This window comes from Nocardioides sp. (assembly GCF_035576065.1).
Lineage (GTDB): Bacteria > Actinomycetota > Actinomycetes > Propionibacteriales > Nocardioidaceae > Nocardioides.
This window is the reverse complement of the sequence record NZ_DATLWX010000014.1, coordinates 1-14,735: the sequence shown is the minus strand read 5'-3', so window position 1 is coordinate 14,735 and position 14,735 is coordinate 1. Positions and strand designations below refer to the sequence as shown.

At 67.2% G+C, this 14,735-nt stretch carries 23 protein-coding genes; 13 read left to right on the top strand and 10 right to left on the bottom strand.

The annotated features are described in order from the left end of the window. Nucleotides 1–166 precede the first annotated feature (166 nt). The 3 genes from VNJ48_RS06790 to VNJ48_RS06780 are packed head-to-tail and all read right to left on the bottom strand — an operon-like array spanning nucleotide 167 to nucleotide 2,711. Nucleotides 167–1,513: an FtsX-like permease family protein gene (locus VNJ48_RS06790; RefSeq protein WP_325600402.1), complete on the bottom strand. Its 1,347-nt coding sequence runs from the start codon at nucleotides 1,511–1,513 to the stop codon at nucleotides 167–169. Then, complete coding sequence (locus tag VNJ48_RS06785) at nucleotides 1,510–2,190, bottom strand: ABC transporter ATP-binding protein (RefSeq protein ID WP_325600400.1); 681 nt, start codon at nucleotides 2,188–2,190, stop codon at nucleotides 1,510–1,512. The genes VNJ48_RS06790 and VNJ48_RS06785 overlap by 4 nt, the downstream gene beginning before the upstream one ends. Then, nucleotides 2,187–2,711 carry a PadR family transcriptional regulator gene (locus tag VNJ48_RS06780; protein ID WP_325600398.1) on the bottom strand — a complete coding sequence of 175 codons (525 nt, stop codon included), beginning with the start codon at nucleotides 2,709–2,711 and terminating at the stop codon, nucleotides 2,187–2,189. Before VNJ48_RS06780 ends, VNJ48_RS06785 begins: the two co-directional genes overlap by 4 nt. Nucleotides 2,712–2,845: 134 nt before the next feature. On the opposite strand from VNJ48_RS06780, the gene VNJ48_RS06775 reads away from it, so the two are divergent. Beyond that, nucleotides 2,846–3,760: an aminoglycoside phosphotransferase family protein gene (locus VNJ48_RS06775; protein ID WP_325600396.1), complete on the top strand. Its 915-nt coding sequence runs from the start codon at nucleotides 2,846–2,848 to the stop codon at nucleotides 3,758–3,760. Between the two features lie 54 nt (nucleotides 3,761–3,814). Further along, complete coding sequence (locus VNJ48_RS06770) at nucleotides 3,815–4,609, top strand: aminoglycoside phosphotransferase family protein (protein ID WP_325600394.1); 795 nt, start codon at nucleotides 3,815–3,817, stop codon at nucleotides 4,607–4,609. 29 nt (nucleotides 4,610–4,638) lie between these two features. Here the strand turns inward: VNJ48_RS06770 and VNJ48_RS06765 are convergent, their stop codons facing one another. Together VNJ48_RS06765 and VNJ48_RS06760 are read right to left on the bottom strand one after the other, a co-directional pair. Next, complete coding sequence (locus VNJ48_RS06765) at nucleotides 4,639–5,817, bottom strand: NADP-dependent malic enzyme (RefSeq protein ID WP_325600392.1); 1,179 nt, start codon at nucleotides 5,815–5,817, stop codon at nucleotides 4,639–4,641. A gap of 20 nt (nucleotides 5,818–5,837) precedes the next feature. Then, on the bottom strand, nucleotides 5,838–6,215 hold the full coding sequence (locus VNJ48_RS06760) for a S24/S26 family peptidase (RefSeq protein ID WP_325600390.1): 378 nt from the start codon (nucleotides 6,213–6,215) through the stop codon (nucleotides 5,838–5,840). A gap of 52 nt (nucleotides 6,216–6,267) precedes the next feature. Between VNJ48_RS06760 and sodN the strand changes: the two genes are divergently transcribed. Beyond that, nucleotides 6,268–6,669 carry a superoxide dismutase, Ni gene (sodN, locus tag VNJ48_RS06755; RefSeq protein WP_325600388.1) on the top strand — a complete coding sequence of 134 codons (402 nt, stop codon included), beginning with the start codon at nucleotides 6,268–6,270 and terminating at the stop codon, nucleotides 6,667–6,669. Nucleotides 6,670–6,701: 32 nt separating this feature from the next. Here the strand turns inward: sodN and VNJ48_RS06750 are convergent, their stop codons facing one another. Further along, nucleotides 6,702–7,799, bottom strand: coding sequence for a tyrosine-type recombinase/integrase (locus VNJ48_RS06750; RefSeq protein WP_325600386.1), 1,098 nt, complete (start codon nucleotides 7,797–7,799; stop codon nucleotides 6,702–6,704). Beyond that, complete coding sequence (locus VNJ48_RS06745) at nucleotides 7,800–8,447, bottom strand: hypothetical protein (protein ID WP_325600384.1); 648 nt, start codon at nucleotides 8,445–8,447, stop codon at nucleotides 7,800–7,802. It lies immediately after the preceding gene. A 120-nt stretch (nucleotides 8,448–8,567) separates the two neighbouring features. Here VNJ48_RS06745 and VNJ48_RS06740 point away from each other — a divergent pair, with 120 nt between their 5' ends. From VNJ48_RS06740 to VNJ48_RS06710, 7 genes are all read left to right on the top strand, one after another. After that, entirely contained in the window at nucleotides 8,568–8,759 is a 192-nt protein-coding gene (locus VNJ48_RS06740) for a helix-turn-helix domain-containing protein (protein ID WP_325600382.1), read from the top strand. Nucleotides 8,760–9,106: 347 nt separating this feature from the next. Further along, the gene (locus VNJ48_RS06735) at nucleotides 9,107–9,451 is read left to right on the top strand and encodes a hypothetical protein (RefSeq protein WP_325600380.1); all 345 of its coding nucleotides are present in this window, start codon (nucleotides 9,107–9,109) and stop codon (nucleotides 9,449–9,451) included. After that, complete coding sequence (locus VNJ48_RS06730) at nucleotides 9,448–9,987, top strand: helix-turn-helix domain-containing protein (protein ID WP_325600378.1); 540 nt, start codon at nucleotides 9,448–9,450, stop codon at nucleotides 9,985–9,987. Before VNJ48_RS06735 ends, VNJ48_RS06730 begins: the two co-directional genes overlap by 4 nt. Then, nucleotides 9,984–10,226, top strand: a complete 243-nt coding sequence (locus VNJ48_RS06725) for a hypothetical protein (protein ID WP_325600376.1) — start codon at nucleotides 9,984–9,986, stop codon at nucleotides 10,224–10,226. Before VNJ48_RS06730 ends, VNJ48_RS06725 begins: the two co-directional genes overlap by 4 nt. Before the next feature lie 157 nt (nucleotides 10,227–10,383). Next, entirely contained in the window at nucleotides 10,384–10,650 is a 267-nt protein-coding gene (locus tag VNJ48_RS06720) for a hypothetical protein (RefSeq protein ID WP_325600374.1), read from the top strand. Continuing rightward, nucleotides 10,647–10,841 (top strand): hypothetical protein, encoded by a 195-nt coding sequence (locus VNJ48_RS06715; RefSeq protein ID WP_325600372.1) that lies wholly within the window; start codon nucleotides 10,647–10,649, stop codon nucleotides 10,839–10,841. The genes VNJ48_RS06720 and VNJ48_RS06715 overlap by 4 nt, the downstream gene beginning before the upstream one ends. Then, entirely contained in the window at nucleotides 10,841–11,650 is an 810-nt protein-coding gene (locus VNJ48_RS06710; RefSeq protein ID WP_325600371.1) for a hypothetical protein, read from the top strand. Before VNJ48_RS06715 ends, VNJ48_RS06710 begins: the two co-directional genes overlap by 1 nt. Before the next feature lie 38 nt (nucleotides 11,651–11,688). On the opposite strand, the gene VNJ48_RS06705 is transcribed toward VNJ48_RS06710, so the two are convergent. Continuing rightward, nucleotides 11,689–11,931: a hypothetical protein gene (locus VNJ48_RS06705; RefSeq protein WP_325600369.1), complete on the bottom strand. Its 243-nt coding sequence runs from the start codon at nucleotides 11,929–11,931 to the stop codon at nucleotides 11,689–11,691. Between the two features lie 139 nt (nucleotides 11,932–12,070). Here VNJ48_RS06705 and VNJ48_RS06700 point away from each other — a divergent pair, with 139 nt between their 5' ends. The 3 genes from VNJ48_RS06700 to VNJ48_RS06690 are packed head-to-tail and all read left to right on the top strand — an operon-like array spanning nucleotide 12,071 to nucleotide 13,358. Further along, the gene (locus VNJ48_RS06700) at nucleotides 12,071–12,424 is read left to right on the top strand and encodes a hypothetical protein (protein ID WP_325600367.1); all 354 of its coding nucleotides are present in this window, start codon (nucleotides 12,071–12,073) and stop codon (nucleotides 12,422–12,424) included. Further along, the gene (locus tag VNJ48_RS06695) at nucleotides 12,421–12,729 is read left to right on the top strand and encodes a hypothetical protein (RefSeq protein WP_325600365.1); all 309 of its coding nucleotides are present in this window, start codon (nucleotides 12,421–12,423) and stop codon (nucleotides 12,727–12,729) included. The genes VNJ48_RS06700 and VNJ48_RS06695 overlap by 4 nt, the downstream gene beginning before the upstream one ends. After that, on the top strand, nucleotides 12,726–13,358 hold the full coding sequence (locus VNJ48_RS06690) for a 2OG-Fe(II) oxygenase (RefSeq protein WP_325600363.1): 633 nt from the start codon (nucleotides 12,726–12,728) through the stop codon (nucleotides 13,356–13,358). The genes VNJ48_RS06695 and VNJ48_RS06690 overlap by 4 nt, the downstream gene beginning before the upstream one ends. A 954-nt stretch (nucleotides 13,359–14,312) precedes the next feature. Here VNJ48_RS06690 and VNJ48_RS06685 read toward each other — a convergent pair. Both VNJ48_RS06685 and VNJ48_RS06680 read right to left on the bottom strand, forming a co-directional pair. Then, nucleotides 14,313–14,474 (bottom strand): hypothetical protein, encoded by a 162-nt coding sequence (locus VNJ48_RS06685; protein WP_325600361.1) that lies wholly within the window; start codon nucleotides 14,472–14,474, stop codon nucleotides 14,313–14,315. Continuing rightward, nucleotides 14,471–14,735: hypothetical protein (locus tag VNJ48_RS06680; protein ID WP_325600359.1), on the bottom strand; the 265-nt coding region annotated here is incomplete at its 5' end. The genes VNJ48_RS06680 and VNJ48_RS06685, both read right to left, overlap by 4 nt.

Genomic DNA, 14,735 nt, shown 5'->3' with positions numbered 1-14,735 from the left:
GGTGCACCGCTGAGGGCTGTGACCTCCCACCGGCCGCCTCCCACGCCCACCACGACCAACCCTGGCGTGACAACGACCATCCGAGACATGAACGAGTGAGTAGCCCTCATGGCGCGTCTCAAGCTCCCGCCGTGGACAACGCCGACGCCGCACCTTCACGCGGTGGTTACTCGGTACGAAGGTTCCCTGCAGAGGCTGCCCGGACCGCCCAAGGTCGAGTGACGCGGACGGCAACGCTGATGGCCAACCACACCAGGCCAAGGGTGGCCACCACGCCGGCAGCGAGGATCGACAGGGACACGGGCGCCAGGTCGCCGCCGAGCGCCCCCAGCGTGATCGAGCCCAGGAGCACCCCGGCCGTCGCCATCGGCATGGCCACCAGTCGAGCTTCCCAACGCTGCGCACTCTCGAGCACGTCGAGCGGCATGCCCATCGCCGCCAGCGACGCAACGGAGCGCTTCCGGTCGAGCAGCGACTCGACCGAGTGGACAGCCAAGCTGCCGGTGGCGACCAGGAGGGCCAGCAGCAGCGCGCTGGCCGCCAGCGCGAGAGAGACAACGTAGAAGGAGTCCGTGTTCTCGGTGGCAACCAAGATTGCCACCAGGGCGGTTCCGCCGCCTGCGATCAGCGCGATGGCGCCCACCGCCGCTGCGGCGCGACCTGCCGGTCGAGGTTCGGCGACGAGTCGGCGGGCAGCAAGCAGCACGGCGGGCGAGGCCGTCCGGGTCTCGGCGAACCTGCCGGCCCGGTAGGCCGCCCACGGCGCGAGGCTGATCACGCCCAGGACGGCTACAGCGATCAGTCCGATGGGGGCCAGAGGTGAATCGGCGGCGAACGTGATCGCGACCGGCAGGAGCGCGACCGCGCCGAGCAGGAGCAGCAGCCCCCACGGCCTTGGCGGTGCTGAGGCCTGGCGGCGCGACACCCCGAGTGGAGTCACGATGACGCCTCGGGAAGCGCGGGCGCCGACGACAACACCGACGAGCGTGGTGCCGATGACCACGACCAACACGTCCCACCACAGCGGCGCCACCGATGTCGGCACGAGCTTGAGCTCGGGGGTGGCAACGAATCCGTTGCCCTCGAAGCTCTGCTCCACGGGAGTGCCGCCGAGGACCTGCCGCAACAGCCAGTAGAGCGCGATCCCGCCGAGACTGCCCGCAAGGGCGGGGATCCCGACCTCGAACGCCCCAAGGCGGCGCACCTCTCCGGGAGTCGCGCCAGCGAGGCGCAGCGCCGCCAGCCGCCGATCCCGGGCCGCCGTTCCCAGGCGGACCGCCTGGTAGAGCAGCAGGAGCGGCGGCAGGGTGAGCAGGCCCATCGCGAACGCCGTCCCGCCGCGGGTGCCGTGGTCGGCGACGAGGTTGAAGAGCAGCTCGTCAGGGCTCTCGGGGAGTCGGGCCAGGCTCACCACGAGGAGCAACAGTGTGCACACGAGAGCTGTGCAGGAACCCAACAGCGCCATCCGCGGCCACCCACCGGCGCGGTTCAGCGTCACCGCGAGCCGGATCATCGGATCACCGGTGCGGGGCAGACTGCTCCGTCGCGAATGACGACTTCGCGGTCCGCACTCGCGGCCACCCGGTTGTCGTGGGTGACCAGCACCACAGTGGCGCCGCTCTCCCGGGCCGTCGTCATCAGCGCCCCGAGGACGCGCTCGCCACTCACGGTGTCGAGAGCCCCGGTGGGCTCGTCGGCAAAGATCACTCGCGGGCCGGTCACGAGGGCTCGCGCAATCGCGACCCGCTGCGCCTCGCCGCCCGACATCTCTCCGGGCAGCGCGTCGGCCACCTCCAGCGCGTCGAGGCGCTCCAGCCAGCTGTGCGCGAGCGTGTTTGCGGCGCCGCGGTCGTGCTTCTCGAGCAACAGCGGCAGCGCGACGTTCTGCGCACCGCTCAGCTCAGGCACGAGCTGCCCGAACTGGAGCACGAGTCCGAACTCACGCCTGCGCAAGCGGGTGCGGTCGCTCTCGGAGAGGTCGTCCAGCTTGCGCCCGGCGTACCAGATCTCGCCGGCCTCTGGCCGCAGCACACCTGCCAGGCAGAGGAGCAGGGTGGACTTGCCGCTGCCCGACGGCCCGGTGATGGCGACGACCTCGCCTTCATCCACCGCCAGCGACGTCCCCCGAAGAGCCTCGGTCCGACCGAACGCCTTGCGGACGGCCCGAGCCTCCACCACTACCGAACTCATGAACGACCCTTTCCTCGGGCGGCCACCCTGGCCGCCGCGGTTTCCAACCAACGCAGGTCTGCGTCGAGATGAGAGATGGTGTGATCGACCGCGATCTGCTCGTCGGTGTCCGCGGTCTTCGCCTGGAGCGCGACGAGCTCGCGCATCCGGGCCAGGTGAACTGCCCGTTGTCGACGCAGGAAGTCGCTGGCGTCAGCGCCCAGATGCAGCGACGTGACTGTCTTGCGGACGAGGTCGTCAGCGGCATACGGCCCCGCCTCCTCGGCCTCGTCGAGCCACCCCGTCAGCGACTTCTCCCCCGCGGAGGTCACGGCATAGGTGGTCCGCTCCGGGCCGCCGTCCTGCGACGTCTCGACCATCTCCACGAGTCCGTCGCGCTCCAGGCGCGCCAGCGTGGAATAGACCTGTCCGTACGCCAAGGGTTTGGCGCTCGGGAACCGGGAGTCGTGCTCCCGTTTCAGGTCGTAGCCATGCGCAGGCCCGGCAGCAAGCACGCCGAGCAGAACGTGACCGATACTCATAGGACGACTATACACACAGTGACTACTCTGGGTGAATAGTGGCCGGTCCCATCAAGCAGTCCACAAAAATCGTTTCACCAACCGAGTGCGCCCTCCTAGTCTCCTTCGCATCCCGCTCTGCATCAGGAGGCTCTTTGAGTGACACGCATGAGCTCGGCGCCCCGCCGGACCGAGTGGTCGTCGAGCTTCGCCAGGTCCGCGATCTGGTCAGGACCCAGTTCCCACGGTGGGCACACCTGCCCATCGAGCCTGTCGCGAACGGTGGCTGGGACAACTACACCTTCCATCTCGGCACCGACATGGTGCTGCGCCTCCCCAGCGCCTCCGAGTACGCCCAAGCCGTCGAGAAGGAGCACCGGTGGCTCCCGGTGCTCGCCTCGTCACTGCCGCTCCCCATCCCGGTCCCCCTTGCCCAAGGGGCGCCGAGCGCGGACTACCCGTATCCGTGGTCGGTCTACCAGTGGCTCGACGGTCACGCCGCGTCTGCCGACCGGGTGGGCGACCCGGCCACCTTCGCAGGAGAGCTGGCGACCTTCCTGCTGGCGCTGCAGGCAGTGGACGCCACCCCCGGCCCCCAACCCGGGCTCCACAACTGGTTCCGGGGCGGTCCGCTCCGCACGTACGACGCGAACACCCGACGCGCACTGAGGGACCTGAGGGGCCACATCGACGTGGACCTGGCTGCCAGGGCGTGGGACGACGCGCTCAGTGCACCGTGGGACGGCGTGGACCGCTGGTTCCACGGCGACGTCGCCGCGGGCAACCTGCTCCTCGACGACGCCGGAAGGCTCAGCGCCGTCATCGACTTCGGCACCTGCGGAGTCGGAGATCCGGCGTGCGACCTCGCCGTCGCCTGGACCCTCCTGACAACTGACGGACGTCACGCGTTCCGCGAGCGCCTCGCCGTGGACGATCCGACCTGGCAGCGAGGACGCGGCTGGGCCCTCTGGAAGACCGTCGCCACCTGCTGGTCCAACTCCGAGGACCCCGACGACGCCGAGGAGCTCGACAGGGCGAAGCAGACACTCGACGTCGTCCTGGCGGGCTGATCACGCCACAAAGTCGAGTGACCCGCAGAGCCCCGGCATGGAACAGTCGCCAGCATGGCCGATGACGAGCTGAGGAACCGCGCCGCTGAGGCGAACGATCGCTTCCGGCCGGTGGAGATTGCCGAAGGGACGGTCACGCGTCCAACGGGGCCGCAGAGCAAGACGGTGCAGTCGTTCCTCCGGCATCTGCGCGAGCAGGGTCTGGACTGCGTTCCGGAGCCGCTGTCCTTGGAGGAGGAGACCGAGACCCTGCGACTCATCGAGGGCGAGAGCGGCGGCGACGCCTGGCAGCACCAGCACGATGAGCGAGGTCTGCGATCAGCAGCGCGCTTGCTGCGCCGCATCCACGACGCTTCGGCAGGGTGGCAACCACCCCCGGATGCTGTTTTCGATGCCCCACCCGTGGACGGCGGCGCAGACGTCTACTGCCACGGGGACCCCGGCCCATGGAACTTCGTGTGGCGCGACGGCGAGGCGGTGGCTCTCCTCGACTGGGACTACCTGCACCCCGGCCCGCGACAGGGGGACGTCGCATACGCCCTGCTGTGGTTCGCTCCGATGCGAGACGACGACGCGTGCCGCGATTGGCACCACTTCCCCGATGTTCCCGACCGGCGCGCCCGGATCACGGCCTTCCTCGACGCCTACGGAACCGACGCACTGCCCTCGTTCGAGGTCGTCAGCGCAGTCGCTGACCGACGTCGCGCGACCATCGAGCACGTCCGGTCCTCGGCAGAGCAGGGTCTGGAGCCCCAGCGGACATGGGTTGAGGAAGGCAGTCTCGACGATGAAGCGGCCGAGATCCGCTGGATCGAGACACACGAGTCGCTCTTCACACCCCGGCCCTGAGACCCCCTCGGGTCGGCCGACTCGATCGACTAGCGGCGAGCGACCCCGTCGCGACGCGCCGCTGCAGCAACGGCCTCGCGCACTGCCCCGGGAACGCGAGGGTCGAAGGGCGACGGGATGATCAGGTCCTCCGCCAGGTCGTCACCCACGAGGTCGGCGAGCGCGCTCGCGGCGGCGAGCTTCATGTTCTCGGTGATCGCGGAGGCGTGGACGTCGAAGGCGCCCCGGAAGATCCCGGGGAACGCCAGGACGTTGTTGATCTGGTTGGGGAAGTCCGAGCGGCCGGTCGCGACGACGCGGGCATACTTGTGAGCGACGTCCGGGTGCACCTCGGGCGTCGGGTTGGCGAGGCCGAAGATGATCGCGTCCGGCGCCATCGAGGCCACCACCTCTTCGGGGACCGTGCCGCCGGAGACCCCGATGTAGACATCGGCCCCTGCCATCGCGTCGGCGAGGGACCCGCTTCGGCCGAAGGTGTCGGCAGTGTCGGCCGCCAGCGATGCCTTGACGGGCGTGAGGTCCGAACGGGTCGAGCTCAGGACACCCTGGCGATCGATGACGGCGATGTCGCGGACCCCGGCGCCGAGCAGGATCCGAGCAACCGCCACGCCTGCGGCACCTGCGCCCGAGATGACCACCCGCGTGGCGTCGGGGCTACGACCGGTGAGGCGCAGTGCATTGGTCAGGGCAGCAAGCGCGACCACGGCCGTACCGTGCTGGTCGTCGTGGAAGACCGGGATGTCGAGGCTTGCCTTGAGGCGCTCCTCGATCTCGAAGCAGCGTGGGGCGGAGATGTCCTCGAGGTTGATCCCGCCGAAGCTCGGTGCGAGCCGCTGGACCGTCTCGATGATCTCTTCGACGTCGGTGGTGGCCAGGCAGATGGGCACGGCATCGACGCCGCCGAACTGCTTGAACAGGACCGCCTTGCCCTCCATCACCGGCATGGCGGCGGCGGGACCGATGTCCCCGAGCCCCAGGACGGCCGTGCCGTCGGTGACGATCGCGACGGTGTTGGGGACCCAGGTGTAGTGCTGGGTCATGCTCGGGTCGGCGGCGATCGCCTCACAGACTCGCGCCACGCCCGGCGTGTAGGCCAATGACAGCTCGTCGCGCCCGGTCAGCGCCACCGTCGAGACGGTCTCCATCTTGCCGCCGACGTGCAGGTCGAAGACGGGGTCACCGGCGAAGGGGTGCGACTCCGGTTCCATGGGCGCGATCCTTCCACAGCTCAGCGGCACGATTCGGGTCGTCCCACCCGGACCAGGCGTGGCGAAGGCCACAATCGGAGGAGTACGACGCCCAGCACGTCGTCCTCTGACACCGGTCCGCGGTGGCGGGAGTCGACGCCGTCGTCGAGGTTGTCGCTGAGCAGCCACCACCCGGGTCTGCCCGAACGCGTGGTCCTCCGCTCGACGGCCCGCTTCACCGCGATCGTGCCATCAGCGAACCGGGCCACCACCGCGTCGCCGACGACCGGCCGTGCGGCGTACGACACGAGCAGTCGGTCGCCCTCCCGCAGCGCCGGCGCCATTGATCGCCCGTGCACGACGGCCATGCCGTAGCGGCCCTGCGAGCGAGCGGGACCCCGCGGTCTCGGCCTCTTCACGCGGAGTAGTGTCGCAGCGAACGTGAGATCTCACCTACCTGAGAGGACTGCGATGTTCCCCCAGCTCTTCGCTCCCACCGTCGATGTCTCTGCCCACTGCGACCTGCCCTGCGGCGTCTACGACCCCGCCCAGGCACGCATCGAGGCCGAGTCGATCAAGGGCATCATTGCCAAGGTCGCCGACAACGACGACCCCGACTTCCGCACGCGAGCCGTCCTGATCAAGGAGCAGCGCGCGGAGCTGGTCAAGCACCACCTGTGGGTGCTGTGGACCGACTACTTCAAGGCCCCGCACTTCGAGAAGTACCCGGAGCTGCACACCCTCTTCAACGAGGCCACCAAGCTCGCTGGCGCCTCGGGCGCGAAGGGCACTCTCGACGCCGACGTCGTCGAGCAGCTCCTCGCCAAGATCGACCAGATCGCCGAGATCTTCTGGGAGACCAAGAAGGCCTGACGATCGCCGCGGGCCTCTGACCTGCAACGGAACTACCTGGGCGCCGCCTCAGTCCGCACAGAGTCCGCAGATGGGCTCAGAACGGGTCTGAGAGCGGCGTCCAGCACGTTGCGGGTGCGGTCTTCGTCCCCCGGGAACATGTGCGCGTAGGTCCGGAGCGTGATCACCGCGGACGAGTGCCCCAGGAACGTCTGGACCTGCTTGACGGACGCGCCCCCAGAGATCAGCGCCGAGGCCGCGAAGTGCCTCAGGTCGTGGCTCGTCGCGTCCACGCCGGCCGTGGTCGCCGCCGCCCGCCACAGCGACTTCCAGCGCCGGTACGTCAGCGGGTCGTCCCATTCGTCTGTGAACAACGCCTCGTCGGTGCCCGGGTGGGCCGCCAAGTGCGCGGTGAGGGCCTCCACGACGACCTCCCCAATCGGGACGGTCCTTCGCGAAGTCTTCGACTTCAACGGCGCCAGCGCGCCCGATTGCAGACGCTGCCTCTCGACACGGACACTGCGGCGCAGGTAGTCGACGTCGAACATTCCCAGGCCGAGCAGCTCGCCGATGCGGAGCCCCGACCCGGCTAGCACGAGCGGGATGACCTGCCACCGCTCGTCGAGGTGCGACCGAATGGCCTCGATCTGCTCGAGCGCGGGTGGCACCACCTCCGCTCCATCGCCCTTCGGTAGCGCGATCCGCCGGCACGGTGTCGACGCGATGACCCTGTCTTCTGCGGCCGCGTCGAACAGGCGAGCCACCACCTCGTAGATATTGCGGACGGAGCCCGCGGACAGACCCTTGCCCTCGAGCTCCTTCACGAGCGCCTGGACGTGGCTACGTCGCACAGTGGCGATCTTGTGCCCGCCGAGCACCGGTAGGACATGGAGGCGCAGGGCGTTGTCCACGATCCGGCGCGTGCCCTCACTCGACACCTGGATCGCTTCCCAGCTAGCGGCGTACACCGCGACGGTGGTTCGCCCGGCCTGCGGGTCGACGTAGTCACCGCGCACTACCGAGGCTGTCACCTGGTCGAGCCACTGCTGCGCCTCGCGCTTGGTGTCAAAGTGGCGCGCGTGCTCCTTGCCTGCCGCGTCTCGGTAGCGGGCTCGGCGCTTGCCGTTGGCGAGGGGTTGGATGCTGGCCATCTACTGTCCCTCAATCTGGCTGAGCATGGCGCGTGCCTCAGGGGTCATCTCGCCGCCCCTTCGGCCTTGGCCGGCGCCAGTGAACAATCGGGGACTTGCGTCACGTCGCGCCCAGGAGAGCAGGTCCCTGACCGCCGACCGGCTCATGTGGAACTGCTGCGCAACGTCCTCGAGCGTCTGCCCGGCTGCATGTGCCTTCTCTGCCGCCTGCAAGATCTGGAGCTTCACTAACATCGACCGCTGCGGCGGGCGTCCTGGCTTGTGTGCCGGTGGCGTCAGCAACGCCTTCGCCTCCGTGGACAGCCCCTCAGTGCTGCGCCCTCCACGGGCAAGGTTCGCCCGTGCTCGGTCGAGCAGGCGGCCCTGCGACGCCGCCTCAAAGACATACCGAGGAATCCCGACAGGATCGAACGGCCCCTCGCCGACAATTCCCTGCTCGGCATGGTCCTCCATCGCGTGGATGGTGCGATGCAAGTTCACAACGTCATCGAACTTTCGTTCGCCGCGTCGCACCTGACGGACGCGGTACTCCACGCATACGGGATCACCATGCTCGCCCGTTACGTAGGCCGCGACCACAGCCCATCCAACGCGTCCCGTGCGGCGATCCATGACGTCGCTGCTGACAGTGACGATTTCTGCATTCACGAGTGGGCTCTCGTTTCTGTGTCCGGTGCGAGTTCCTCGACAGTGTCACACTGTTGACAATCTTGTCAATACCAGCCGCGGATATCCCCGGCTAGTCACCGATGACAGGAAGGCCTAGACGTGAGAACTGACATAGCTGAATACCTCACCACCGAGGAAGTCGCCGCGACCCTGCGGACCTCCCCCGAGACCGTGCGCTACTGGCGCCACATCGGCAAGGGACCAAGGTCCTTCAAGGTCGGTCGACGCGTGCTGTACGCAGCCGTCGACGTGGAGCTGTTCATCGCCGAGGCCCGAGGGGTGGGGGCCTGAATGGCTCGCCGCGTGCTGGAAGTCGAGCTCGACGGGTACGGCTCCCTGGTGCGCGGTCACGGCTCACGCGATCTCGTCATCCTCATCACTGGTCGACCGCCCGTGTGGTCTGGACTGCGCCGCGGCTGGTCGGTCAAGGAAGTCACCGCGCGCGACGTCGTTGCGGCGGCCGAGATCCGGAACTACGACATCGTCATCACCGGCCGGCGCGCTACGGCTGCCCAGGGAAACGGGTTTCCACCTCGTCCAGATTCAGACGAAGTCACCTGCGAACGACCTGCCAAAACTCCATCTGGAGTTTTGGCTCCCGTCCCGGATGGGACACCTGACCCGGGCGGTGGTCTCTGGTGAGCGCCGCAGAGCGTGCCGAATGGGCACGCCGGCTCATCGCCCGCGCGGAATTTTCCGCACCCACCTACGGCTCTGCCGAGTGGCTTGCGCTGCCTGAGGGTGACGCCCGCAAGGTCGCGGCCGTGGTGGTCGCAGCTGAGTCGTGGGCACGGGACGCTGACGATCTCGAGGTGCGGCTACGCCTGGAGTGCGAAGCGTTGTCCCGGGCGAACAAGCGCGCCGAGGACGTCGAGTACACCGCCAACGCCGCTGAGCACCGAGAGCAGTGGGCCGGACTCGACAAGCTCGTGACGCACCCTCTCGCGGTCGCTCGCCGTGCTGCCCTCGGGGAGGTCGCATGAAGCGCCGAACCAACGACCAGTGGCGCCGTGATGTCTTCGCCAGTCGTGACGCGCGCATGACTTCGGCGGTCAAAGTGCTGCTGATCTACATGGCGGACCACATGAAGACAGACGGTCAGGTCAGCATCCCGCGGGATGCGATCGCCAAGGATCTCGGCATCCACAAAGCTCGCGTGGCCGAGCGTCTCGCCAAGGCGATCGACGCTGACTACCTCACTCGGGTCCAGGCGGGGTATCCGGGGTGCACTGCGATCTATCGAAGGCTCTGGCCGGATGAATGCGTCCAGCAGAGCGGTATCCATATGGGTACCGCTCCACCTGACGCATTGTCGTCACGCTCTGCTGGACGCACCGGAGACGGAGTTAAGCGGGGAATGGTTACCGCTCCACGGGACGCCATAGATACAGAACCTCTATCGGTCTGGTCCCTTTCGGGAACCGTCCGCGACGAAGAGCGCAGCGAGGAAAAGGCGTCACGACAGGCGGACGTCGACCACCGGCGCCGCTCTGCTCACGACCGAGAGGAAACAGCATGACCGCGACCGTGCACGACCTCATCAGCGCTCGCGAACGTCGGGGACGAAACCCGCTGCACTTCGAGGACGACGTGGAGGCAATCACGTGGGTGCAGGCACAGATTGCCGAGGTCCGCGACCAGTCCGCGGGCGTGCTCCTCATCCCCACAGCCTCGCTCGACGTCCGACTCGCCCAGGTGTCGGCCGTCCTCGCTGCGATCGGCGACCTCTACCAGCGCGACGAGAAAGGCACGCAATGAGCTTCCTGTCATCCATCCCCACCGAACCCAAGCGCACCGACCGCAAACTCTGTTCGTCCTGCGAAGGCACCGCGTCCGGCTGCCGCTCTGTCGAGTGGCTCCGTGGCCGGCGCTGCTGCGAGGCATGCACCGGCAACCACGACGAAGGGAACGACCGATGACCCAATCCGTCCCGCTCACCTACGACTCAGCCAGAGACCTGGCTGGCGACTTGCTCCGCACCCTCGTGCAGCACTACGGCGACGACGAGGAGGTGGCGACCGTGCTCATGCACTGGCTCGAAGTCCTGGGCATGGACGGGCTGTCGCTCGTGTGCGTCGCCGCGGTCCAGCGCACCTTCGCCGAGTGCCTGAGCCCGCCCCCAGCCGATGGCCCGCCACCCGGCGCCCTTGAGTTCCGCCCAACCGAAGGAGCCACCCGGTGAGCATTCAGTCCGAGTTCGAGGCAGCCGGCCAGGAGTACGCCCGACGCATCGAGAAGCAGCAACAGACAGATCGACTCGAGGCCCTACGCCTCGAAGCACGCAAGCACGGCAACGCATCCGCGTTCGCCGCCGCCCTCGAGGACGCCTTCGACCAGCTCGACGCCGCCAACACCGACACTCAGGAGCACTGATGTTCATCGCCAACCAGTCCAACGACATCCGCACGCTGACCACCGCCGCCGACGGTCTCGGCGTCACCCTCCCCGGCAGCATCACCACGATGCTCGACCACCTGCGCGAGATGCAGGCCGACCAGCAGCCACGCCCCGACCTCAACGGCTACACCACCGACCTGGCTACCCACCTCGGTGATCGTGCCGCGATGGTCAAGGCTCGCAAGGTAGCCGCCCTTGACCTCGCCGCCGCCGATGCCCACCAGCGGATCACCGGCCCGCTCATCGACCGATGTGCCAAGGTCGTGCATCAGCGCGTCCGAGAAGCACGCGACGAGATCACCGCCCTGTTCGCCACCGCCCTCGCACCGCAGCTCGACATCCTCAACACCGAGGCCGGCAGACTGCCTGCTGGCTTCAAGCCCGAGCACGCAGCCGACCTCGACCCCGCCCTGTTCGAGGCGTGGAGTCGAGCCCGCGACGCCCACGCCGTGCTCAGGTCCGCTCGGCAGTCGCTCGCCATGTTCTACCGGGTGTCACCCGACAACCTGTTCACCATCGAAGCACTGCTCGCCTTGGCCTACGCTGCACCGCCCAAGACGTTCACGGACTACACCTACGCATACCGATTCGCTCGCGCCCTCGCCGGCATCCGTCACGCCGGGTCGGACCTTGGTGTCCTCAACACGGATGGTGTGTTCGCGCCGACAGCCCTCGCACACCTCGGCGCCACGTTCGAGTGGGCAGGACCGACCGAGGTTGCACGTCGGATGCAGACCATCACCGCGGCCGCGGTGCAGCCGAAGACCGAGCGGGTTGGCGTATGACTTTCGAGCTGGACGCAGACTCTGGTTCGGGCTCTGCGTTACTGCTGGGACATCAGCGCGATGACGACAGCGGCCAATGCCAGAGCGGTGTTGGCCACCGTCAGCCAGAACGAAGTCTTGGCGAGCTTGTGGCTTGCCTCGATCGCTCGCTCCTGTTGTCTGCGCTGGATCTCTTCCAAGTAGTAGTTGAGGCCGACCGATGTGCTCGCAGCCACCTCGTCGTGGAGCGCGATCAGCTTGGCGTCTTCGGTGTCGCGGAGTTGCTTCCAGGTAAGTGCCATGACCGGGACGCTAGCTCGGACACGTCCTCGTCGTCGCTGGGGTGGGCCCTAACCCTCGATGTCTTTTCGCGCAGCCACCCTCGGCCTAGGGCTTTCTTGCACACAAGCCTGAAACCAACGGCCCTTGGGGGTGCCTGGGATGGCTTCTAACGGCCCTTCTGCTCCCAAGCCGCCCAAGGGACTCGGTCAGTCCGGCCGTGCTCTGTGGGCGGCTGTCCTAGGCGACTTCGAGCTGACCGAGCACGAGACGGTCGTGCTCCGCGAGGCATGCCGAACCGCCGACTCCCTCGACGCCCTGCAAATGCTCATCGAGCAGGAGGGGCACATGTCCGAGTCTTCTCAAGGTGTCCGCGTGCACCCGGCCTTGGTCGAGCTCCGTCAGCAACGGATTGCACTGGCCCGCCTCTTTGCTGCGATGCACATTCCAACCGGGGAGGACCAGGGTCGGACTCAGCACCGCGGGGTCCGTGGCGTCTACGGGATCGCTCGATGAGGCGCCGACTGCGGGGAGGTCGCACCCTGTCCGCTGAGCAGCTCAGCGACCTTTACGTCCGCACGGTGTCGCAGTACGCCGGCGCATCGCTCGAGGTCCGCAACCACGCCCTGCGCCTTGCGCTTGGAGAACACGGCTATGACCCGCTCGACGCGATCCGCGCCCGCTACTGGCTGCGACGAGGCAAGCCAGCCAACTACCGATGGGACGACGCCGCCTTTCCGCAAGACAGGTTCAGCGAAGTCCTCGACACGTACACCCCATCCGGTTCCGCGCACCGGGCAACCGAAGGGAACCAACCATGACCTATCGCTATCGCGCAGACGACCCGACACCGATTCCCTCCGTCATGCTTCCCGACGAAGGGCTCGTGAACCAGACGATGCGGATGCTGCCCGACTGGATGCACCCAGCTCAGAATCCGTTCGGGATGGTCTTCGAGGGCTACCTGACTGACGAAACTTGCGACGAGATGGTGTCGTGCATCGAGGACGACGAGACCTACAGCGTGCAGCGGTGCGGAGCGCAGACCCGCCAGTACGAGCGGGAGCAGTCCAGCCACGCTGCTGCCCTCGAGGAAATGGCTCGACTGGTTCGTCGCGTCAACGACAGCCGATGGAACTACGTCGTCGACCACGATCCGGCCGCGTGGCTGCAGACCTACACCCAAGGTGGCGACTACCACGCTCACCAGGACAACAGCCCCGGCCAGTCCCGCAAGCTCAGCGCCGTCGCGCTGATCTCCGACCCCGCCGACTACGAGGGCGGCGACCTGACGATCCGTGCGATCCCCGAGGTCGGCGAGTACGTCATCCCGCGGACTCGGGGGACGGTCGTTGTCTTCCAGCCCTGGTTGGTCCACGACGTCTCGACCGTGACGGCCGGCACGCGGCGAACGGTGAACATGGGCTTCTGGGGCCCGCCGCTCCGATGAGTGCGGACGGGCAACAGGACCGCGAGTGCTGCACGGTGGGAGCGGCGTGAGGCAGTGCGGTGCGCGATGGCGATACTGGGCGGCTTGGTTCCGCAAGTGTCGTTCGTCGTGCAAGAGTCCTTGCGTGTCCGAACCGCAGCAACATCCAGAACCCCCGCCGAAACTCAGTCGAGAGGCACTCGAGGTAGTCGCTTCGACCCTCAATGAACGGGGTGTCAACGCCTCATGCATGCGATGTCGACCAGGCCGTATGGCCTTGATTGATTCGCTGGTGGCGTTCTCGCTTGCTCCGGAGGTTGGTGCTGTGGTGCTCGGTGGGCAGACGATTCCCGCCGTCATTCTCGCGTGTAACCACTGCGGGTGGCTGGACTTTCACGCCATGGGTTCCTTGGGTCTGATGGAGCACGCCGTTTTTGGTCGAGGAGACTCGAGGTGAGCGAGCCCCCCGCAGCCTTACCGGAACCGCGGGCATCCACCACTACGGAAGCAGCGCTCACAGCAGACGTTTCAAGGCGAATTAAGACCGATTCAACGATGGTCTACAACGTTCACCAGCGCATTATCGTCATAGGGCGAGATCGGCTCACGCTAGTGCTTAACCGGAACCGGAGCCGCCTGCTTCGAGTCGAGCTCGTCGTTAGTCTCGTCGGGTTGGTTGCTGGCTTGCTACTGACGTTGGTCACGGCGGATTTCCAAGATCGGTGGGGCATCTCTGCTGCGCAGTGGCAGACAGGCTTCGTGCTGTCCCTAGCCATCTCTTTCGCATGGCTAGTCTTCGAGTTCGTCCGACTCGCTTGCTGGCGGGTAACGATCGAGGGACTAGTCGACAAAATCGAAAGCGAGTCGGACCGCCCACTCGGCTAGTTTCAGAAATTGGAACCGCCCACGGTCTCGAGACCGTGGGCGGTTCTTTCTTGCGCCGATTTCCAGCGGGGCGGCTGGCTTGTCGTGAGGCTACTCCTTGAGCAGAGCGTCCGCGCGCCGTGCGATCTCCGAGGGCTTGACGTCGAGCACGTTGCAGAGCGCTGCGAGATCGTCCATCTTCACGGGTTGCTTCGTGAGGTGGACGCGCAGGGCAGCGAGGAGAACTACGGCCCATGCGTCCGCGATGCTCATTCCCGACCCTCTGCCGTATCGACAAGGAACTCGAGCGCCACGATGAGATCCTGCGCATCCTGGACCGAGAGCGAGAGGCGCTTCTCGAACTTGAGGTCGTTGTGCTTGGGCCAGCAGCGCAGGTAGACGTCGATCACGGGCTCCCCCTGCCCGCGCTGCTTCAAGTGAGGCTCGATCGTCGCTGCGCGGATGTCCCTGTCTCCCGTCGAGGAGTTGCCCGAACAGTGGCCGGCATATCTGGAGGCGAACACGGTCGGGACC